This is a genomic window from Acinetobacter sp. 1124_18A (assembly GCF_052824995.1).
Genome location: NZ_VTDF01000001.1, coordinates 100,332 through 122,616, shown reverse-complemented (window position 1 = coordinate 122,616; position 22,285 = coordinate 100,332). Strand labels below are relative to the sequence as shown.

Here is a 22,285-nt window from a genome sequence, read left to right as displayed (position 1 = left end):
AGTCATATCATTATCTTTTTAGGGGCAAAATTAAAGCCCAACTAAGTGGGCTTTAACAATGTGATTTAATGACAATTTTTTAAGAACCGCTCACCCAAAGACCATCTTCCATATGCAAGATTGAATCTGCTGCCTGAGCCAACTGTTCATCATGAGTCACAATCAGCATAGCCATGTTGAGTTCTTTCTTAAGATCAGTCAGTAATTCAAAAATACCTAGAGCTGTTTTACGATCAAGGTTTCCTGTAGGTTCATCGGCCAAAACAACCGCAGGTTGAGTGACCAAAGCACGAGCCAAAGCAACACGTTGGCGCTCACCGCCCGAAAGCTCACCTGGCTGGTGATCCATACGATGAGATAATCCCACTCGGTCTAGTAAGTATTCAGCTTGTGCCTTTACCGATTTGTATTGGCTATCTGGTCGAAGCATAAGCGGCATTGCCACATTTTCAAGCGCAGTAAACTCAGGTAACAAATGGTGAAATTGATAAACAAAACCAAGGTATTTGTTACGTTGAAAACCACGCTCGGCTTCACCTAAATTATCAAAACGCTGACCATTTAAAAATACTTGTCCTTGTGTAGGTTGCTCTAGACCACCTAGCGCATGAAGTAAAGTACTTTTACCTGAACCACTCGCACCAACAATCGAAACAAACTGCCCAGCTTCAACTTGTAAAGAAAGACCTTTAATGACTTCAACCTTAGATTTACCATCATCAAAATGTTTGTAGATATCTTTTGCTTCTAAAACAATTTTACTCATAACGCAGTGCCTCGGCAGGTTGAACTTTGGCCGCACGAAGTGCCGGATAAATCGTTGCCAAGAAGCTGAGAAGTAAAGACACAGTCACAATAATCGTCACATCTTGCCATCTTAAATAAGAAGGTAGGTAATGCACAAAGTAAGCATCAAATAGATTTAAACCTAACACATTGTTAAACCATGAAATGATATTACTAATGGTTAAAGCCAAAATTACACCTAAAACTGTACCAGCAACTGTACCAATCACACCAATGACAGTACCTTGCACCATAAATATTTTAGTAATCATTGATGGCGAAGCGCCTAATGTACGCAAAATGGCAATATCTGATTTTTTATCAGTTACAACCATAACTAATGACGAAACGATATTAAATGCTGCAACAACAATGATAAGTACAAGTAACAAACCAACGAGTGTTTTTTCCATTTGAATGGCATTAAACAGATTGCCATGCGTATAGGTCCAGTTCGTTGCGTAGAAATTGCTTGGTAAACTTTTTACCAAGTCGTCGGCAACTTGTGGCGCGGCAAAAATATCATCTAGTTTTAAACGAACACCTTGGGCACCATCTGGTAAGCGTAATAAGGTTGACGCATCATAGAGAGCGATATAGCCCACCATAGAGTCAACTTCGGCACCTACACTAAAAATCCCCACTACTTTAAAACGCTTGAAACGAGGTACTACACCCGCTGGAGATGGCGTTGCTTCAGGTAAAACCAATGTCACACTGTCATTTAGACGCAAGCCTAATGAATCAGCCATATCTTTACCAAGGACAATACCAAACTCACCCTTTTTAAGTGAGTCTAAGCTACCAGCAACAATATGATTTTGAATAATAGACACATTTTTTTCATATTTTGGGTCAATACCCGTCACCATAATACCAGCGACTTGCCCTTGCGCGGTTAACATACCTTGCAATTGGGTAAAAGGTGCAACCCCAGTTACATGTGGATGATGTTCAACTCGTTTTACCAGTTCAGGCCAATCCGTGAGGATTTGTGTAGATGAAACTGTCGCTTGCGGCACCATTCCCAAAACACGGTTTTTCAATTCGCGATCGAAACCGTTCATCACAGAAAGTACCGTAATCAGTACAGCGACACCTAGTGTCAAACCGATCATCGAAACCAATGCAATAAAAGAAATAAAATGATTACTGCGTCTTGCGCGAGTATATCTCAACCCTATATACAGTGAGATTGGTTTAAACATACCTTCTAAATCCAAGGTGATTGATGGGAAATAGCAGATGCTAAAGTCAAATTACGTCGACATCTACTATTTGGCCATATCGTTAGATGCTGTATTAAGGTTTAAAAAATCAGTAAGTTCTGACCTTTCCTTAACAATCCTAATATTATATTGCTGCGCTATTTTCTACTACTTAAGTGGGGAGATCAATTTGATCATGCATTTCGCTACGAATTAGAACAATTTAATGAATAAGCTCAACAAATTACCCAAATCTTCTCCTATTTAGACTTAATATGTCGGACAAAATTTCGATTTGCTTGAATGTCTTTATAGAAATATAAAAATAGTCCAAACAGGATAATTAAAGCCCCCACAAAAACCATAATCGACAATTGTTCGTGGTTTAAAGCAGCTCCAATCATCATGGCTAACATTGGCGTAATTACAGTTGTTAAAGATAAAGTCGTTGCCTGAATATTTTGTATAAGCTTGAAATAACAGAACATGGCGACTAATGAAGCCATCAGTACCGTATAAATTAAAGCAAATAAAGACTTAGCTTCTGGAAAATGTGTCGGTGCATATTGCCAAATAAATGGAATAAGACAACTTGCCAAAATTGAAGAAACTAAAATAGAGCCTGTTGCCTGAGCCATAGGCTGGATCTGAGCATTAACTTTCTTAACCCAAAAAATTGAAAAAGAATAGACAAACACACTCATCAGCATAAGGACGATACCAAACGGATGCACATGCTGATTTGCGCCATTAAAACAAATGATGGCTAAACCGCTAACTGCAATCGCCATACCTAACCATTGCAACTTATAGAGTTGCTGACCAAATGCAAACCGACCAATGAGTCCGGCCATAATAGGCGCTAAACCAAACATAAGCGCAATCATGCCTGAACTTAAATATTGAGTAGCCGCATAGGTAAAAATTTGAGAGCCGATTAAACTAAAAGATCCGGCAACATAGCTATGAATTGCTTGTCGATGAGTCGGAAAAGGTGTTCTTAAAATCAGTAATATGGTCACGGCCAAAGGCAATGCAATAAAAAAGCGTAACAACAATGCCCACATAAGATGTAAATCAGACACACTCCAAACAATAGCCAATGGAGTGGTTGCCCAAATGAACACTAACAAGGCATAGGTTAAAGCCAAATTGGTTTGCGATGGCATGCGATGCTCACTTAGCTGCTTTACGTTTTTGCTTTAAAATTGTTTGATCTAATGCACTCGAAAATTCACGCTTATCTCGCTCAGAAATAGGCGGTGGGCCACCCGTTTGTACGCCAGCGCCACGAAGCGTATCCATGAAATCACGCAGATGTAAACGAGCTTTAACATTCGCAGTTGTATAGACTTCACCACGCGGATGAATAGCAACTCCGCCTTTCTCAATCACTTGAGCGGCTAGTGGAATATCTTGCGTAATGACAATGTCATTTTCAATCATGCGATCAACTATTTCTTTATCGGCCTGATCGGCACCACTTAAAACCTGTATTGACTTGATGCGAACAGAAGGCGTAATACCAACATTTTGATTAGCAACAAAAATAACTTCTAACTGATAACGATCTGATGCGCGCAAAATCACTTCACGTAATATTCTTGGTAAGGCGTCTGCGTCTACCCATAGTTTAAATGGCAGCACGTTATTCTCTATTTCCACTAAAAATATAAGTCTAACAGATGCTTTTCTAAGGTGAATAGTAATAAACATTAAACTTATTTTTAATTTGGTATTTAAGTTTTCTTAAGAGTCAGATCTACCTTTTCTTTTGTAAATAGAAGCAATATCTATGTTTAAATGACTAAATATGTGCTTTTACAAGAGAATTTACATATGGTGACTTGAAAAACAGTAAACACCCTCGATTTAATATAACAAGTAATGTGAACCCAACAGCATCGTGCTTATGAAAAATCAAAACAGTCCAGAAGTAATTAAAGTAAATGACCAAAATTTTGGTAGTCATGGCGAACATTGGAATCTATTGACGTCCCATCCTGAAACAGATGTACCAAAATGGTTAGGACTAGCACTTGATGCACCCATAATGCCAATGGGCTTATGCGAACATGAAGAAGATATGGATCAATCTTTTTGGTTGATTCAAGGCCCACAAAACCAAAAAGTTACAATCAACCAGATTATTGCGGTTGAAAATCAGAAACCTCGCGCACTCAAAACAGCCTTTCCAAGTTTTGAAAGTCCATATCAATATAATGCGAAAATTGAACGTATCATTACTTGTGACTCTGCGACACAAGCTGTTTTAAGTTTAAAACTAAATAAAGATACAACGGTTTATGCATTTGATAATTTATTTAGCGTTAACGCTTGTCAATATGACAAAACTAAAGACTATCAAGTTCAATTTAATGCATGGGCTTATGAATTAGAACCTGTACCAGCAGGCGAAAAAATCGTTGTTGATGACCCAGCCTCAATTAAACATCACCGTGCATTAAATGCGATTTTGACTGAACATAATGGTATTGCTCCTGAAAACTTACAGGAACTCATTAATGAATGGCAGCCAAAAACCCCAGAAGATCAAGAACCTGTAACTGTTGATTTTTCTAAAATGGTTGCTTATTTATATGGCGAAAATCTTGGTCAAGAAGATGAAGCATGGTTCCAAGGTAATATCGTTGGCAAAACTTCTATGACATTTATGGGGGCAGAATATACCCTTTATGATGTTACTTTGGTTTTAGAAGATGATCTTCCTGCCATATTAGTGCGCATTGCGACCAAAAACGATTTGTATAAAAACTTTAATATTGGCGAATATATTCGCGGTAATATCTGGATTCAGGCGACTATTTGTGCTAAAAAGGGTGAAACTAATTGAATTTCACTAATATTTTAATAATTAGGTTATTGAATGAAGATTATACCCGAACAAACCACCAGCCTCATTCAATCTAGTAGCCTGCGCGTAAAGGTCGATACTGGTGCGTTTTGCTTTTTTGTATTGGGTATGTTTTTAGCTGCCATATTCATGCACCAACTTGGTTTAGTGCCTTTTTAGTTTATAAAATTTATTCAAAAATAAAGCCCTCATTTGAGGGCTTTATTTATTTGATTTGCTTAACCATTACGTTTTGCAAAATCATCCATAAAGCTAATTAAAGCCTGTACGCCTTCTAATGGCACAGCATTATAAATACTTGCACGCATACCACCTACAGAACGGTGTCCAGCTAAATTCAACAAATGGTTTGCTTCCGCTTCTTTTAAGAATTGCTTGTCTAAAGCTTCATCTGCCAAGGTAAACGGTACATTCATAATTGAACGGTTCGGAATTGCAATCGGGTTATTGTAGAAATCGCTTGAATCGATATAACCATATAATGATTGAGCTTTTTCAAGGTTAATCTTATGGATAGCATCTACCCCACCCTGCTCTAACAACCACTCAAATACCAAACCAGACAAGTACCAAGCGTAAGTTGATGGTGTATTAACCATAGAACCATTTTTCGCTTGGTCACCATATTTCAAGATGCTTGGAATTTCTGGTTTAGCTTGATCAAGTAAGTCATCACGAATAATGACAATTGTTAAACCAGCAGGACCAATATTTTTTTGTGCGCCAGCATAGATCAAACCAAACTTGGTCACATCTAATGGAGCAGATAAAATACTTGATGAATAGTCACAAACGAGTGGCGCTTTTACATCAGGAATTCCTGCAAACTGTAAGCCACCAATCGTTTCATTATCTGCATAATGTACATAGGCTGCGTTGTCAGATAAATTCCATTCGCTTTGTTCAGAAATTGCGAACTTACCATCTACTTTAATACCAGCGTCTACAACATTAATGTCGCCATAACGTTTTGCTTCTTTTAACGCTTTTTCAGACCAGATGCCAGTATCAATATAATCAGCTTTATTGTTCTTACCCAAAAGGTTTAAAGGAATCGCAGAAAATTGTAATGACGCACCGCCTTGTAAAAACAGTACTTTATAGTTTTCTGGAATATTCATTAACTTGCGTAAATCTGCCTCAGCTTTTTCAGCCATAGCAACATAGTCAGCACTACGATGACTCATTTCCATGATGGATAGACCTTTACCATGCCAATCCAACATTTCTTGTTGAGCTTTTTCTAAAACGGCAGTAGGTAATGCAGCAGGACCAGCACAGAAATTGTACGCGCGCATGATTTTTCCCTTGTATAAAGTCAAACACAATAAAAATGGCATTTAACCACAGATTGCTTAAGCTTGCAGCAGCTTCTCAAGTAAATATTTCAATGCTGGACTGTATTTAGGATCATTTTTTCAATTATTGTTGTATTTATTTCTTTGCTTTCATTTGTGATTTTATCAGTTTAAAACATTTTCATTGAGTAAAGATCAACTTGACTTGTGATTATGATTTCACATACTTTGATATTTAGTACAAAATATGGGCTTTATAATATTTAAGAATTAAAGGGAGCTTAAACTATCTTGTTTCTATACAAATGTATAAGAAACAAGATGATAATTGAATTTAATAACAAGAAATTTAAACTATAAGGGATGCCAGAAATTGTTATTTAAAATGCCAGTACATCGATATAGACAGTCTATTTGCCCCTTTTTCTTTAAACCCAAGCATCTTGCTTTGGCCTTAGGACTTTTTTTCACAAATCATTTATATGCTCAAAGCTTAAGCTATGCTGAAGCAGAACAACAAGCTTTGAAAAGTTCTTATAGCACTCAAGCTAATCAAGCTTTGCAGCAAGCGTCTCAACTAGAAGCTGAAGCAGTGAAAGGACTCGGATTACCTCGAGTTGATTTAAATGTTAGAGCATATGCCTTTCATAGCGAAACAGACGTACCCCTCGCCTCTTTTAAACAAAAGCTTGAGAATGATTTAAGTCAAGGATTCAACGATAAACTTTCACAGTGGAACAATGTCATTCCATCAGATGTGCTGGGACAAGTTCAAGAAGGCGCAAATCAAACTATCCATGATGGTATAAATCGATTTCCAGATTATGCGAATCTGACTATTGAAGATCAGGTTATACGCCCTTCTATTTCAGTCGTTATGCCACTCTATACAGGTGGATTAACCACAAGTGCAAAAAAAATAGCAAATATTCAAGCACAGCGTTCAGAGCTTTCAAGCCAGCAACAACAAGATATACAGCGGTTTGAAGTGGTACAAAGTTATTTTAATGTCCAATTACAGCAGCAACTGGTCGCAAGTAGTTTATTTAACTTTAATGCGATGCAAAAACATTACAGCAATGCCCTAAAGCTCGAACAACAAGGATTTATTAGTAAAGGGCAACGCATGCAATTTGAAGTAGCGCGTAATAATGCAGAACGTACTTTACAAAATACTCAAGCTAACTTAAATGCCAGCCGTTTTAGTCTTAATAATCTTTTACATCAACAAAATAATATAGATTTAAGTACACCATTATTTGTAAACAACACGCCAAGCCAAACTCTAGAATCACTTTTAACCAGTTATTCTCAAAAATCTAGCCTTGTACAAAAAATGCAGATGGATACTCAACTGGCTAATGTAAATATTCAAGCTCAACAAGCTGCAAATAAACCAAGTCTTTTTGCCTTTGGTGAATATGCTCTTGATAAAAATGAAAACTGGATTGTCGGTGTAATGGCAAAATACAACCTATTTTCAGGTGTAGATAAAAATAAGAATATTCACGCTGCCGAATTGAAGCGCTATGCTTCTGAACTCATGACTGAACGAACTAAACAAGAGATCGAAGCTCTTTTAAATAAGTCATATAACGAACTTAACTCTGCTCAGCAAAGTCATCAGCTCTTACAAAGAAACGTAAATGCCGCTCAAGAAAACCTACGTATCCAAGAACTTTCTTTTCGTGAAGGAATGGGTACAGCAACCCAAGTGATTGATGCTCAAAATGCATTAAGTGCATTAAAAACTGAAATGGCTTTAAATGCGTATAAATATGTCATGTCACTCGCGACTTTACTACAAAGTCACGGCTCAATTGATGAGTTTAAAGCTTACGTTAATCAACCACATACCGACTATATTCGTTAAGGGGAGTACAAAATGAATCAAGACTCAGCTCATTCAGAACAAGATGCTCCTGTTGCGAATACAGCAGAAACCAACCAAGTTCAAAAAGATGATCAAGCTAGTGATCAGCAAGAATCAAGCACAAATGAAAGTGACTCTAAACCACCTAAAAATTCAAAAATTAAACTGATTATTGGTGTAATCATTATTGCCCTATTAGGTTTAATTATTTTTGGTTTGTGGAAAAGTTATCAGCCAAAGCCTATTGAACTACAAGGCCGAGTTGAAGCCGAAACTATTCACGTAAGTACAAAAGTTCCGAGTCGTATTGAAGAAATTTATGTACAAGAAGGCCAGAAAATTTCCAAAGGCCAGCCACTTGTTCGTTTGGTTAGCCCGGAAATAGAAGCTAAAAAGCAACAGGCTTTGGCTACCTTACAATCTGCTTTAGCATTTCAATCTACGGTAGATCGCGGTTCTCAACAAGAAAATATCGATACTCTTTATGCCAACTGGCAAAGCACGAAAGCACAAGCAAACCTTGCAAAAACAACTTACCAGCGTGGTGAAAATTTATATAGACAAGGTGTCATTTCGCGTCAAAGACGAGATGAAATGCTCGCAGCACAGACCTCTGCTCAAGAATTAAGTGAAGCCTCTTATCAACAATATGCTCGTGCAAAACGTGGCAGTACGAGCCAACAAAAATCTACAGCAGATGCACAGGTTGAAATTGCAAAAGCAGCTGTAGGCGAAGCAAAAGCGCTAGAGGAAGAAACACGTTTACTCTCTCCTATTTCAGGTACAGTTTCAAAAACTTATGGTAAACCTTCTGAGCTAGTTGCTATGGGTGTACCTGTTGTCAGCATTTTAGAAGATGATGATTTATGGGTGAGTTTAAATGTAGGTGAAAATCAATATGCCTCTGTTTATAAAAATAAAACCCTTGAAGGATTCATTCCAGCACTTAATCAGAATGTGAATTTTAAAATTAAGAATATAGATGCTGAAGGTGAATTTGCCACCATAAAAACGACTCGCCAGACTGGGGGCTATGATATTCGTAGCTTTAAACTGCATCTTGTGCCTGAGCGTCCAGTGCAAGATTTAAAAGTTGGGATGAGTGTTCTATTTAAAATTAAAGAAGAAAAATAAAGCATGTTTGCCAGTCTATTACGTGAACTAAACTATCTAAAAAGCAATAAATGGGATTTGTGTATGGTGACACTCATCCCCGCTTTTATCATTTTTATGTTTAGCAGCATGTTTTACGCAGGTAAAGCTGAACACTTACCGATTGCGATTATTGATCAGGACCAAAGTGAACTCAGCCGTAATATTGAAAAGTATCTTTCGTTGAATCATACGGTAGAGATTAAAACAATTACGGCAAGCTCCACTGAAGCGGAACAATTACTTAACGAAACTAAAATATGGGGCTATGTTTTCATTCCAGACGGCGCTGAAAAACGCTTTGTGAAAGCGCAAGATGCTCAAATCAGCATTGCATTTAACCAGTCTTTTTTTAGTGTCGGGAACACGATTTCCTCCGCAATGTTGGTCAGTACCCTCAATGCTTTAGCAGACTACGCAGGCCAAAGTTATTTAGCCAATAATATTCCCTATTTAGATGTTCCTACCGCTCATGTCAAAATCTCAACGCTTTATAACCCCAGCATGAGCTATGAGTTTTATTTAGAACCCTTCATGGTTCCAGCCGTATTACATCTGTTGCTATGCTGCTGTGTTGCCTTTGCTATTGGACAAGAACTTAAACGTGGCACATTAACCACTTGGGCAAACCGAGAAAGTTTTATTCAAGGTTTATTGGCTAAAAATTTGCTTTATAGCCTTATTTTCTGTTTCTGGACATGGTTATGGATGTTCTGGCTGGTTGAAATCCGTGGCTGGTTTGTAGCGGGTTCTCTTGGCTTATTGCTATGCGCACAGTTTCTACTTTATTTCGCCTACGCTTTGATTAGCAGCACAGTTATTTTAGCAACCAAAAATTTAAGTAAAACTTTTGGCTTTATCGCTGTCTATGGCGGTTCATCTTTAAGTTTCGCAGGCGTTACTCTTCCTTTGAATAATGCCCCTATTTTTACCAAGTTTTGGTCACTCATTATTCCCTATACCCCTTATGCCAAGCTGCAAACTGAACAATGGGTGATTGGAAGTCCAGTTTTCATTTCAATGGCTCCCTTTTTAATACTCATTGGCTACTGCCTTTTTTACTTCTTTTTAAGTTGTCTGCTTCTTAAAAAATTAATTCGGGGAGCAGTACAATGAAAGAGTTTTTAAATGCATATTTGCAAACTTTTAAAGATATTGTAGGGAATAGTTCAGTTTTCACAACTCTGATTTTATCGGTCATTCTTTATAGTTTTTTTTACCCTACTGCATATAAAGCTGAGCGAGCAGAATCAATTCCAATCGTGATTGTTGATGAAGAGCAAAGCCTCTTAAGCTCTCAATTAATCGGTCAAAGTGCAAATAGTCCGCATGTTCATATTGTTACCATTACAAGCAATTTCTTACAAGCAGAACAAATGGTTCGTGAACAAAAGGCCGATGGTATTTTGCTTTTACCCAATAACTTAACACAGAGCCTACGCCGCGGAGAAACAGGTGGGATTGGCTTATATCTGAGCACAACCAACTTTTTAAAAACTAAAGAAATTGGTTTAGGCTTAGCTACATCCATTGAAACCACATTAAAAGAATATATTGAAAGATTTGGAGAGCGCACACATTTCCAACCGGCCCTTTCTATTCATCAAGTCCCTTTATTTAACCCACTTTCAGGATATGGAAGTTATATTTTTCCAGCTGTTGCAGGTTTAATTATCCATCAAACGATTGTGCTAGGTTTAGCGATGCTAATTGCAAGCTACCGTGAACAACACCAAAAAATTACAGGTGTTCGCTTTGCTGGAATTTTCGCAAGTATATTTACCATTGGCTGTTTAGGGTGTTTTTATCTCTTCGGTTTTACCTTGTGGTTAAACGACTATCCACACGGTGGGAACTTTACTGGTTTGCTAGTCGCCGTTCCTATTTTTATTAGTTGTGTGATTGGATTAGGCATGCTGATTGGCTCACTTTTAGATATGCCAGAACGTGCTGGACATATTATTGTGTTTAGCTCTGTTCCCCTATTCTTACTGACAGGCGCTGCATGGCCTCATCAAGCAATGCCCGAATGGTTACAATGGTTTGCATGGTGTTTACCATCAACACATGGGGTACAAATGTTTGTGCAACTTAACCAGATGGGTGTTCCTTTAGCCACGGTTGTACCAAAACTGATTTTTCTTGCGACAATCGGCCTTATTTTTTTAATCTTGGCATATTCACGTTTAAAAGCCTCCAAGTGAAGAGTTTTCTAAACTTGGAGCATAAAATATATTTTTATTTACTATAAAATCTGATAGTTAAAAGTCATTTCTTAAAAACTATTGACCATAAAAATATAAAAAAACTAATAAATTCAAATTATTAATTGGTAACAATTGTCATAAAACCTTAAAAAAACTTTAAGTTGAAATTAAGGAAATTTCTACATAGTAAAACTGTTTAGTTTTTCAGCAGCCTAAAAGGGTAACTCTACTACCCTGCTCTATGACGGAATTTTATATGGCAAAGGTATGTTATTGCGCAGATGACTTTGCAATGAATGCAGAGATATCCAGTGCAATTATTCAGTTAATTGAAAGAGGTGCACTTCAAGCTACCTCATGTATGACCCAATCTGAACTATGGAAAACTGCTGCTGCCAAACTTAAACCTTTTTCGAATCAAATTGATATTGGTTTACATTTAAATTTTACCCATGCATTCAATTCAGGTAATACAGTTTTTTCATTACCTGCACTTATGCTTCGTGCATGGTCATCAAATCTTAATCGTGAATTAATTACCCAGTGTATTGAAGAACAATGGGATGCATTTGTTTCAGTCATGGGAAAGCAACCCGATTTTATTGATGGACACCAACATATTCATCAATTTCCATTTATACGGGATATTTTGCTGCAACTTTTAAAAGAGAAAAATTTCACTGGTTGGATACGTAATTTACAACATCCAATTTATCTACCTCATTATCGTTTTAAAACTCATATGCTTTCTGCACTTGGATCAAATGCCTTAGCAAAAGCATGCCAAAGCTACCAGTTTAGCCAAAATGAATATTTCGCTGGTATCTATGACTTTAAACAAACTGATTATGCCGAACTGAATCAATATTGGCTTGCTCAAGCAAAAGACCACTTACTGATTATGTGCCATCCCTCACTTTCTACACCAAGTGAGCAAGATCCAATCCAGCATGCACGCATCCAAGAATACCAATATTTTTGTTCTGATCAGTTCCCTCTTGATTGCCAAAAAAATGGCATCCAACTTACCAGACTAGGGGCAATGCAATGAGCACAAAACCTTTTTTATCCTGCGTTGTTCCCGCTTATAACGAAGCAGAGAATTTAAAGACATTTATTCCAGCTTTAGCAAACAGCTTAAAACAACAAAATCTTAGCTATGAAATCATAGTGGTCGATGATGGAAGCAAGGACGATACTATTCCGATCTTACAAACGATGATTGAAGATTATCCTTTAGTTGTGCTGGAATTATCACGAAATTTTGGTAAGGAAGCTGCTTTAAGCGCGGGTTTAGATCATGTTACAGGTGAAGTTGCACTACTGATTGATGCTGACTTTCAACATCCTTTTGAAGCAATTCCAACCATGATTAACCTTTGGAAAAATGGTTATGACATGGTTTATGGCATTCGTAATCGCACTACTGAATCATGGTTAAAACGGACCTTAACTCAAGGTTACTATCGTATATTAAACTTAAGCTCTCCTATTGATATTCCCGAAAATGCTGGTGATTTCAGACTTCTTGACGCAAAAGTTGTCGAAGCGATTAAACAACTACCAGAAAAAAATCGCTATATGAAAGGCCTTTATGCATGGGTCGGTTTTAAAAGTATTGGGATCAATTTCTCGGAGCAAGATCGTCAACATGGTCGTTCTAGTTTTAACGTAAAGTCATTATTCAATCTGGCAATGTCTGGTTTAACTGGGTTTTCAGATTTACCTTTGCGGATTTGTATTTATCTAGGTGCCCTATTGGCTTTAGGCGCTATGAGTTATGGTGTTTGGATCATTATTAAAACCCTGATTGAAGGAATTTCTGTACCTGGTTGGGCCACACTTGCCGCAGGCATGACTCTACTGGGCGGTATTCAGTTACTGTTTATTGGTATCGTAGGGGAATATGTTGGCCGAATTTATGCAGAAGTTAAAAATCGACCAAAATATATTGTTTCAACCGAACATTCTCGTATTAAGCAAGAACACCCAATCACTCACTCCGAAAATACGTTCTCTAGTTTCTAATGTTTGCACATATTTTTCAGCTCGCGCGGTTTACCACGACTGGGGCCGCGGCGGCACTTACGCACTACAGTATTGTCATGCTCTTGTTTAAACGAAACATTGCATTGCATTACGCCAATTTAGTCGCCTTTCTACTTGCCTATTGGGTGAGCTATTTTGGGCATCGTATTTTTACTTTTAAAGCTCAGCATATTTCTCATCGACAAACATTACCCAAATTTACGTTAGTCGCTGGATTAGGTTTTTTATTTAATGAGAGTTTTCTCTTGCTTTCTAATCTGTATTTCAGCGTCCCTGTTTCAACATTAGTTTGTGTGGCTATTGTCCTGACTTCAATTGTGACTTTCTTGCTTAACCGCTTTTTTGCATTTCAACATTAAGGATTATGTATGCAGCAATGGCTTCGTCGTTCCAAATTTTTATTAATATTTTTGCCGATTTGGCTGTTTGTTTTGTCTTGGATAAGACCTCTCTCTGTGCCAGATGAAGGACGCTACGGAGATATTAGTCGATCTATGTTTGAGTCGGGAGATTGGTTGATTCCCCGCATCAATAGCTTGCCATTTATGCATAAGCCCCCTCTATTACACTGGTTAAGTTCTATATTTATGGAACTTTTCGGTATGCATATTTGGGTGTTGAGATTAGTTCCTGTGCTAGCAGCTACACTCATGCTCGTCAGCCTGTTCTTATTCGTTAGAAAGCACATTTCAGAACGTGTAGCACAACTTACTGCCATTATTTTAGGCACCAATTTACTATTTTTTGGTAGCAGTGAATATATTAATCATGACTTACTCCTTGCTTCATGGATTACCGTCAGTGTTTTATGTTTTGCTGATTTCACAATTTCAGCACGTAAATCTATTTTATTTTTAGGGTATTTTGCAGGTGCTGCTGCGTTTTTAAGTAAAGGTCTGATTGGGGTATTAATTCCTGGCATGATTCTTTTACCGTGGTTGCTCTACACCAAACAATGGAAAAAAATCCCTTCATTGCTTAACCCTTTGGGGATTTTGCTATTTATATTACTGGTTAGTCCATGGCTATATGCAGTTCAACTTAAATACCCGCAATTTTTACATTATTTCTTTATAGACCAGCAATTTAGCCGATTTAGCTCAAAAGAGTTTAATAATAAGCAACCATGGTGCTTCTATCTGCTTATTTTACTTGTCAGTTTTTTACCATGGATTTTTGCGAGTAGATTTCAATCTATTAAAGCCGTATTTCAAAATTACAAGCAATCCGCTTTACTTGCCCTACTTGTATGGTGGTTTATTTCTGTCACAGTTTTCTTCTCTATTCCTCCGTCTAAACTAGCTGGCTATATTTTACCTGCTGTGCCCCCGCTCGCTGTTTTCTTGGCTCTTGTTATCAACCAAGTACTTGAAAGTGACTATAAAACCAAATTACAGGTTTATGGTTTACCTATATTTATTATGCTTGTCGGAATAGGTCTTACTGCTACACCGCATTTCATGGGTGCGCATCAACCCTTTTTCCAAAACCAAGCCGTATTTATTTATACCATTGGCGCTCTCTTAATTGTGCTTCCGCTGACTTTAATCTGGTTATATAAAAATCAAAAATTAAACTATTTGAACTATATTTTTATCAGTTTAATTGTTCTGTGTAGTTCAGTTCCTTTTGCCGTTCGTATTTTAGATACCAAAAATAATGTGGGACAAACGAGTTTTTCTGAGTACATAACCCCATCAACAAAAATAGTTTTCTACAATTACTATTTCTATGATGTTCCATTTCTTTTACAGCTAAAACAGCCTGTATATATTGTAAATCAATGGGATACAGTGCATTCTGATAGTGCATCTTTAGAAATTAAAGATGGTTTGTTGTTTGAACCACAACGCAAACAATACTTATGGAGTGAGCAACAGCTTCAAGATGCTTTAACGCAAAAGCAAGATTTGATTGTCATCAGCCAACCTCATAATTTTGCGGCTAAAGATCCATCTGTTAAAACGCTACATTATCGAAATTATGACGTGTTTATCTTTCATAAATCAAAATAAACTGCCAATAAAAAAGGAAGCTTACGCTTCCTTTTTTATTTAATTAAAACTTACTCTTCTGACACATCGTCATTCGTAGAAACTGCATCTTCACCATCTACTTCTGAAGTATCCACTTCTCCTTCGAGAAATTCTTCTTCATCTTCAACAGCGTCAATAGACACAACGCCCACTAGAGTTTCTTCTTCGCTTAAACGAATCAGACGAACACCTTGTGCATTACGGCCAGTCATTGCAACTTCTGCAGCACGCGTACGAACTAATGTACCACCGTCAGAAATAAGTAACAGTTCTTTGCTTTCATCAATAGATACTGCACCTACAAGCTCACCATTACGTTCACTTGTTTTAATTGCAATAACGCCCTTACCACCACGTTTTTTGGTTGGGAAGTCATTTACAGGAGTACGCTTACCATAACCATTGGCACTCGCACACAACACTTCACCCGTTTCAGGCACAACGACAAGCGATACGATGCGACTTACTACAGCTAAATCTGCTGAATCGTCGTTATCATCAGATTCATCATTTTCAATTTCTGCATCTTCTTCGCTTAAAATGCTGCTTGCAATGCTAACGCGCATACCACGGACGCCTTTAGCAGTACGGCCCATTGAACGCACGTCGGTTTCTGCAAAACGAATTGCCTTACCTTCATTTGAGAACAACATGATTTGCTGATTACCATCAGTAATCGCAACACCAATTAAGGTATCTTCTTCATTCAGTTCAATTGCACGTAAGCCATTTGAACGAATGTTGGCGAACTGCTCTAAATCAACACGTTTAACCGTACCTGAAGCTGTCGCCATAAATACGTAATGGTTTTCTGGGAACTCGGTTAACGGCAAGATAGCAGTTACAGTTTCATTCGCATCTAAAGGTAACAAGTTAATAATCGGGCGGCCTTTTGCACCACGTGATGCTTGAGGCACTTCAAATACGCGAAGACGATAGACTTTACCTACATTAGTAAAGCACAGCACAGTCGCATGGTTTGAAGCTACAATGAGATGTTGAATAAAGTCATCACTCTTCATTGAAGTTGCAGACTTACCACGTCCACCACGGCGCTGAGCCTGATAGTCAGAAAGTGGTTGAGTTTTTGCGTAACCTGTTTGCGAAACAGTTAATACGACTTGCTCTTCAGGAATTAGATCTTCACGACTGAAATCAATACGCGATTCAATAATTTCTGTACGACGTCCATCACCATACTGTTGTAGTACTTGTGCTAACTCTTCACGAATTACAGCCATCAACAAATTGAAATCATTAAGAATTGCTGTAAGTTCAGCAATTTGACCTAAAATTTCAGTATATTCTGCATGTAATTTATCTTGCTCAAGACCCGTTAAACGATGTAAACGCAATTCTAAAATTGCACCTACTTGCGTTGGTGATAAACGGTAAATTGATTCAGTTAAACCAAATGGACGATCTGGGTTTTCACCTTCGATCTCATCTGGACGAACAGAAATAGCACCAGCATTTTCAAGTAAAGAAACAACACCTCCGCCAGCCCACTCACCTGCAAGTAAACGCTCGCGAGCTTCAGCTGGGTTAGCAGAAGTTTTAATGGTTTCGATAATTTCATCAATATTGGCTAAGGCTACAGTTAAGCCTTCCAAGATATGACCACGTTCACGTGCTTTACGCAATTCGAACATGGTACGGCGTGTTACCACTTCTTGGCGGTGACGAATAAATGCCGCAATAATATCTTTCAAATTCATCAATTTTGGTTGTCCGTTATCAAGACAAACCATGTTGATGCTGAAAGAGTTTTCAAGCTGTGTATTTAAGAATAAGTTATTTACAATGACTTCTGCGTTTTCACCACGTTTCAAGTCAATCGCAATACGCATACCGTCTTTGTCAGACTCATCACGAAGCTCTGAAATACCTTCAAGTTTTTTCTCTTTAACTAACTCGGCAATACGTTCAATAACTCTTGCTTTGTTAACTTGATATGGAATTTCAGTAAAGACGATAGTTATACGACCTGTCTTTTCATCTTCTTCGAAATGGTATTTACCACGAATGTGTAGTCGGCCTTTACCTGTACGGTAAGCGTCAACAATACCTGATTTACCATAAATAATACCGCCTGTAGGGAAATCAGGACCAGTAATATATTCCATCAATCCTTCAATCGAAATATTCGGATTGTCGGCATAGGCTAAACATGCGTTCACAACTTCTGTCATGTTGTGTGGTGCCATGTTGGTTGCCATACCAACAGCAATACCAGCAGCACCATTAATTAACAAGTTTGGAACACGTGTCGGAACCACCTGAGGAATACGCTCAGATCCGTCGTAGTTATCTTCCCAGTCAACAGTGTCTTTTTCTAGATCTGCAAGAAGTTCGTGCGCCAACTTAGTCATACGGACTTCGGTATAACGCATTGCAGCTGCGCTATCACCATCAATCGAACCGAAGTTACCCTGACCATCTACCAATAAATAACGTAAGCTAAAGTCCTGAGCCATACGTACAATGGTTTCATAAACAGCTGAGTCACCATGAGGGTGATATTTACCGATTACGTCCCCAACAACACGTGCAGATTTCTTGTAGGCTTTGTTATAGTCATTGCCCAATTCGTGCATGGCAAATAGCACACGACGGTGAACAGGTTTCAGACCGTCTCTCACATCCGGCAATGCACGAGATACGATTACACTCATCGCGTAATCTAAATATGAATGCTTGAGTTCATCCTCAATGGCAATCGGTCGGATTTCCGATACGCTCATGCATACTCCTTCTTACAGATAGAAATTTCTATCTGCTTATATGTCTTGATCTTGCAAAAAATTTAGTTCCGAAAACTGAACTAAAATCGAAAAAAATATAGCTGTATAGTATAGCACAAAAGTGCTTTGGAATGTATGGAATCTACAGGGTCTATCTGGTGATATTTGTATAATTTAATTGCATATTATTCTTATCATATCGCTGTAATGAGCATAGGTTCACCATATTAAAACTATGTGATTTTTATTCTATAAAAATCAAACCCAAAATGAGATAACAAATCTAATTTAGCCTTTAAGTTATTCATTCCTACAATAAAAAACCCTTAGTAAAAACTAAGGGTTTTTCGACTTTAATCAATGAAGATTAAAGTTTAGATACCAATTCTGGTACTACAGTGTTCAAATCACCAACTAACCAGTAGTCAGCAACGCTGTTGATTGGCGCTTCTTCGTCTTTGTTGATTGCAACAATAACTTTAGAATCTTTCATACCAGCTAAATGCTGGATCGCACCAGAAATACCTACAGCAACATAAAGGTCAGGTGCAACGATCTTACCAGTTTGTCCAACCTGGAAGTCGTTAGGTACGAAGCCTGCATCAACTGCCGCACGTGAAGCACCTTGTGCTGCACCAAGCTTGTCAGCTAATGGATCAAGTACTTTATGGTAGTTCTCACCAGAACCTACACCACGACCACCAGAAACAACAATACGAGCAGCTGTTAATTCAGGACGATCAAGTTTCACGATTTCTTCAGATACGAAGTTAGAAATACCTGCATCTTTCGCTTCACTTACTGCTTCAACCGCAGCAGAACCACCTTCAGCAGCTACTGGATCAAATGCTGTACCACGAACTGTACCAACAATGATTGCTTCGTCAGATTGAACAGTCGCAATCGCGTTACCTGCATAGATCGGACGCTTGAATGTATTCGCAGATTCAACAGAAATAATGTCTGTAATCATGCTTACATCAAGAAGAGCAGCAACACGTGGAAGAATGTTCTTACCAGTCGTTGTAGAAGCAGCTAATACGTATTTGTAACCTTTAGCCAAATCAGCAACTAAAGCAGCTACGTTTTCAGCTAACTGGTTTGCATAAGCAGCATTGTCAGCAAGTAAAACCTTGCTTACGCCAGCAACTTTAGCAGCAGCATCAGCAACTGCCTGAGCACCAGAACCAGCAACTAATACAGTAATATCACCACCGATTTTTTGTGCTGCAGCAACAACGTTTAAAGTAGCACCGTTAAGTACTTGGTTGTTGTGATCAGCGATAACTAAAATACTCATGATTTTATCCTTCCGTATTAGATCACTTTCGCTTCATTTTTCAATTTTTCAACAAGCTCATCTACAGATTTCACTTGTACGCCAGCTTTACGTTCTGCTGGAGCTTCAACTTTAACAGTTTTAAGCTTAGTACCAGCTGTAACGCCATAATCAGCAGGAGATTTAGTATCAAGTGGCTTCTTACGAGCTTTCATGATGTTAGGCAATGCTGCATAACGTGGCTCATTCAAACGCAAGTCAGTTGTAATGATTGCTGGAAGTGCCAGTTCAACAGTTTGTAAACCACCGTCAACTTCACGAGTTACTTGTACTTTGCCGCCATCAACTTTCACTTCAGAAGCGAATGTACCTTGGCCCGCACCTAATAATGCGCCAAGCATTTGACCGACTTGGTTAGAGTCATCATCAATTGCTTGTTTACCAAGAAGGATAAGTTCTGGTTTTTCAGCGTCAACAATACCTTTTAAAATTTTAGCAACTTCTAAAGCGCCAATTTCATCAGTAGTTTCAACTAAAATACCGCGGTCTGCACCCAAAGCCATTGCAGAACGGATTTGTTCTTGAGCTTCTTTAGGACCAACAGAAACAACAACGATTTCTGATACTGTTCCTTTTTCTTTTAAGCGAACCGCTTCTTCCACTGCGATTTCACAAAATGGGTTAATTGACATTTTAACGTTAGTTAAGTCAACCCCACTATTGTCCGGCTTAACACGAACTTTGACGTTGGCATCAACCACGCGTTTTACAGCAACAAGAGCCTTCATGTAATCCTCGGCTGTTCTAGCAAAAGTAAATGTTGAGAAAAGTATATTAACTCTTCAATTAAAATTTTTTAGGTACCCTATCTTGCAATGTGTTTGGCATTTCGGTCAAGTCACAATTTTCGCTACTGCTATAAAAAAGATGAAATGCCCAGTTCACTAATTCAAATTGCTTATTCGCTCAATGAATTTAGCAAATAAGCCAAACAAATTTTAAACCTTGAATTTCTTGATATTTTAACAAATACGATAGATTAAAACCCTTCAATTTTAATGAATAAAAAAACAACAAAAACATCATTTCTTCACTCAATGAAAGTACTCAAGCTACTCTGAAAAACTGGCAATTAGGTAAGAACATCCATAAAATAAATATTGAACAAATTAAAAAGCCATTTACTGCTAATCATTTAATTTCTCAGCATATATTTCTATTAAAAACAAAATATTAAGTTACCATTTAAACATAGGTAAAGGACTCCAAGGCTTTTGAAAAAAGCGTTTTAATCCTAAATAAACTAGCGTTTTATGGAATCCAGCGTTTGGATATTGACGCGTTAGCTTTTTAAACTCACTTTTTGGAATATCTGAACGTAATAAGCCTAAAGAAAAATCTGCATAGTCAGCTTGTCTAAAATATTCAACCAATGGATATTCTGAACACTTTGTCGTTGTTAATTTATGATGTTCTGTAATCATCAATGTTATTTCTATTTGCCAATCTAATAATCGATGCAAGGTTAGATAATTTAACATCACTGTGACTGATGGCTCTAAATAATCAATTGTTTTACTTGTCCATATCCCAATATCATGAAAAGCAACTGCAATCGCTATTTTCTGTATAGTTTCTTCACTACTCTCTTGGCTTAATATTAGACAGCATGCTGCCACACGTTTACAGTGATTTAAGTAGCCTTGATAATCAGCCTTAATAGTAGTTTGATATTCCTGTAAAATTGTCTCAATCAAGATACTACATTGCCTAAATGCATCTTGATCAAGTGATAAAATCAAACCTTGTTTAGTGTTCATTCTTTTGTGCTCTCGGATGAGCTCGATCATAGACTTGTGCCAAATGATCAAAATCGATATGCGTATAAATTTGTGTCGTAGACAAATTACTGTGGCCTAACATTTCTTGTACTGATCGCAAATCACCACTACTTGATAACATATGGCTTGCAAAACAATGTCGTAATAAATGAGGATGCAAATCTACATTTACACCGGCTCTTTGCGCCTGAAGCTTTACACGTTTTTCTATTTGTCGCGGGGTTAACACGCCACCTCTTTGAGAAATAAAAACAAAAGCATTTTGATCAAAATGGCCTTTCCAGATTTTGTAAATTTTTAGCCAATTCAATAGGCTTTCTTTCGCCTTTTTTCCAAACGGTACAATACGGGTTTTATTTCCTTTACCCGTAATACGTACCAGTTGACGGTTAAAATCTATATCTTTAATTGTTAAACCTTGCAGTTCAGCCAGACGCAAACCACTTGAGTAAAGTAACTCGAGCATGGCTTTATCACGTAACCACAGTTGCTGATCAACCGGTTTTTCAGGCATAGGTTGATCTAAAATCTGATTAACCGTTTCTATGTCGATCATACCGGGCAAAGGTCTAGGCTGACGTTTGAGCTTAAAATCATCAGTAGGATTAATTTCTAGATATTTTCCTTGTTCTGCCCATTTCATGAACTGGCGAATGGAAGTGAGATGACGCTGCATACTGCTTGAACTTAACTGGTCCTGCTCAACACGCTGGGCCAAATATTCACGTAAATCTGAAGCTTCAACATTTCTTAAATCAATTTGTTTGAGATCACAAAACTCAAGAAAGCTTTTAACATCTCTTTCATAAGCAGTAATCGTATGCTCAGACTGGTTCTGAATTTTTCTTTCTTTTAACCACATTGAGAGCAGTTGTAATGCAAAATCCAAATTGCTCTCCATTTATTTGCTCATTTTATTTTTTTCAGTGTACCAAAA

The 22,285-nt window shown here is 37.7% G+C and carries 20 protein-coding genes and 1 pseudogene; 11 read left to right on the top strand and 10 right to left on the bottom strand.

Annotated features, from left to right (window positions below; translation table 11 throughout):
* Positions 1 to 79 precede the first annotated feature (79 nt).
* Both FY048_RS00535 and FY048_RS00530 read right to left on the bottom strand, forming a co-directional pair.
* A complete protein-coding gene (locus FY048_RS00535) occupies positions 80 to 766 on the bottom strand; it encodes an ABC transporter ATP-binding protein (RefSeq protein WP_004643715.1) in 687 nt (228 codons plus the stop codon).
* Positions 759 to 1,994 (bottom strand): lipoprotein-releasing ABC transporter permease subunit, encoded by a 1,236-nt coding sequence (locus FY048_RS00530; protein ID WP_446089754.1) that lies wholly within the window; start codon positions 1,992 to 1,994, stop codon positions 759 to 761. The genes FY048_RS00535 and FY048_RS00530 overlap by 8 nt, the downstream gene beginning before the upstream one ends.
* A gap of 150 nt (positions 1,995 to 2,144) precedes the next feature.
* On the opposite strand from FY048_RS00530, the pseudogene FY048_RS00525 reads away from it, so the two are divergent.
* Positions 2,145 to 2,225, top strand: a pseudogene (locus FY048_RS00525) (PilZ domain-containing protein); the annotation flags it as partial.
* Between the two features lie 29 nt (positions 2,226 to 2,254).
* Here FY048_RS00525 and FY048_RS00520 read toward each other — a convergent pair.
* Complete coding sequence (locus tag FY048_RS00520; RefSeq protein ID WP_446089753.1) at positions 2,255 to 3,163, bottom strand: DMT family transporter; 909 nt, start codon at positions 3,161 to 3,163, stop codon at positions 2,255 to 2,257.
* A 7-nt stretch (positions 3,164 to 3,170) separates the two neighbouring features.
* Positions 3,171 to 3,659: a YaiI/YqxD family protein gene (locus tag FY048_RS00515; RefSeq protein ID WP_080645660.1), complete on the bottom strand. Its 489-nt coding sequence runs from the start codon at positions 3,657 to 3,659 to the stop codon at positions 3,171 to 3,173.
* Between the two features lie 247 nt (positions 3,660 to 3,906).
* Here FY048_RS00515 and FY048_RS00510 point away from each other — a divergent pair, with 247 nt between their 5' ends.
* Together FY048_RS00510 and FY048_RS00505 are read left to right on the top strand one after the other, a co-directional pair.
* A complete protein-coding gene (locus FY048_RS00510; protein ID WP_446089752.1) occupies positions 3,907 to 4,848 on the top strand; it encodes a hypothetical protein in 942 nt (313 codons plus the stop codon).
* 33 nt (positions 4,849 to 4,881) lie between these two features.
* Positions 4,882 to 5,028, top strand: a complete 147-nt coding sequence (locus FY048_RS00505; RefSeq protein WP_004790612.1) for a hypothetical protein — start codon at positions 4,882 to 4,884, stop codon at positions 5,026 to 5,028.
* Positions 5,029 to 5,087: 59 nt separating this feature from the next.
* Here FY048_RS00505 and serC read toward each other — a convergent pair whose 3' ends face one another.
* Positions 5,088 to 6,167 carry a 3-phosphoserine/phosphohydroxythreonine transaminase gene (serC, locus tag FY048_RS00500; RefSeq protein WP_446089751.1) on the bottom strand — a complete coding sequence of 360 codons (1,080 nt, stop codon included), beginning with the start codon at positions 6,165 to 6,167 and terminating at the stop codon, positions 5,088 to 5,090.
* A 385-nt stretch (positions 6,168 to 6,552) separates the two neighbouring features.
* Between serC and FY048_RS00495 the strand changes: the two genes are divergently transcribed.
* From FY048_RS00495 to FY048_RS00460, 8 genes are all read left to right on the top strand, one after another.
* Positions 6,553 to 8,040 (top strand): TolC family protein, encoded by a 1,488-nt coding sequence (locus FY048_RS00495; RefSeq protein ID WP_446089750.1) that lies wholly within the window; start codon positions 6,553 to 6,555, stop codon positions 8,038 to 8,040.
* 12 nt (positions 8,041 to 8,052) lie between these two features.
* Positions 8,053 to 9,174, top strand: coding sequence for an HlyD family secretion protein (locus tag FY048_RS00490; RefSeq protein ID WP_446089749.1), 1,122 nt, complete (start codon positions 8,053 to 8,055; stop codon positions 9,172 to 9,174).
* A gap of 3 nt (positions 9,175 to 9,177) precedes the next feature.
* Positions 9,178 to 10,308 carry an ABC transporter permease gene (locus tag FY048_RS00485; RefSeq protein WP_446089748.1) on the top strand — a complete coding sequence of 377 codons (1,131 nt, stop codon included), beginning with the start codon at positions 9,178 to 9,180 and terminating at the stop codon, positions 10,306 to 10,308.
* Complete coding sequence (locus tag FY048_RS00480) at positions 10,305 to 11,396, top strand: A1S_2622 family ABC transporter permease subunit (RefSeq protein ID WP_446089747.1); 1,092 nt, start codon at positions 10,305 to 10,307, stop codon at positions 11,394 to 11,396. The genes FY048_RS00485 and FY048_RS00480 overlap by 4 nt, the downstream gene beginning before the upstream one ends.
* Before the next feature lie 259 nt (positions 11,397 to 11,655).
* Positions 11,656 to 12,450 carry a ChbG/HpnK family deacetylase gene (locus FY048_RS00475; protein ID WP_446089746.1) on the top strand — a complete coding sequence of 265 codons (795 nt, stop codon included), beginning with the start codon at positions 11,656 to 11,658 and terminating at the stop codon, positions 12,448 to 12,450.
* Positions 12,447 to 13,427, top strand: coding sequence for a glycosyltransferase family 2 protein (locus FY048_RS00470; protein WP_446089745.1), 981 nt, complete (start codon positions 12,447 to 12,449; stop codon positions 13,425 to 13,427). The genes FY048_RS00475 and FY048_RS00470 overlap by 4 nt, the downstream gene beginning before the upstream one ends.
* Entirely contained in the window at positions 13,427 to 13,807 is a 381-nt protein-coding gene (locus tag FY048_RS00465; protein WP_446089744.1) for a GtrA family protein, read from the top strand. Before FY048_RS00470 ends, FY048_RS00465 begins: the two co-directional genes overlap by 1 nt.
* A 9-nt stretch (positions 13,808 to 13,816) precedes the next feature.
* Positions 13,817 to 15,463 carry an ArnT family glycosyltransferase gene (locus tag FY048_RS00460; RefSeq protein WP_446089743.1) on the top strand — a complete coding sequence of 549 codons (1,647 nt, stop codon included), beginning with the start codon at positions 13,817 to 13,819 and terminating at the stop codon, positions 15,461 to 15,463.
* Between the two features lie 50 nt (positions 15,464 to 15,513).
* Here the strand turns inward: FY048_RS00460 and gyrA are convergent, their stop codons facing one another.
* The 5 genes from gyrA to xerA all read right to left on the bottom strand — a co-directional run bounded on the left by gyrA (position 15,514) and on the right by xerA (position 22,210).
* Positions 15,514 to 18,228 (bottom strand): DNA gyrase subunit A, encoded by a 2,715-nt coding sequence (gyrA, locus tag FY048_RS00455; protein ID WP_446089742.1) that lies wholly within the window; start codon positions 18,226 to 18,228, stop codon positions 15,514 to 15,516.
* Between the two features lie 367 nt (positions 18,229 to 18,595).
* Positions 18,596 to 19,528 (bottom strand): electron transfer flavoprotein subunit alpha/FixB family protein, encoded by a 933-nt coding sequence (locus FY048_RS00450; protein ID WP_016137313.1) that lies wholly within the window; start codon positions 19,526 to 19,528, stop codon positions 18,596 to 18,598.
* Between the two features lie 17 nt (positions 19,529 to 19,545).
* Positions 19,546 to 20,295, bottom strand: a complete 750-nt coding sequence (locus tag FY048_RS00445) for an electron transfer flavoprotein subunit beta/FixA family protein (protein ID WP_004643793.1) — start codon at positions 20,293 to 20,295, stop codon at positions 19,546 to 19,548.
* A 450-nt stretch (positions 20,296 to 20,745) separates the two neighbouring features.
* Positions 20,746 to 21,327, bottom strand: coding sequence for a phosphohydrolase (locus FY048_RS00440; RefSeq protein ID WP_446089741.1), 582 nt, complete (start codon positions 21,325 to 21,327; stop codon positions 20,746 to 20,748).
* The gene (xerA, locus tag FY048_RS00435; protein ID WP_080547634.1) at positions 21,317 to 22,210 is read right to left on the bottom strand and encodes a site-specific tyrosine recombinase/integron integrase; all 894 of its coding nucleotides are present in this window, start codon (positions 22,208 to 22,210) and stop codon (positions 21,317 to 21,319) included. The genes FY048_RS00440 and xerA overlap by 11 nt, the downstream gene beginning before the upstream one ends.
* Between the last annotated feature and the right edge of the window lie 75 nt (positions 22,211 to 22,285).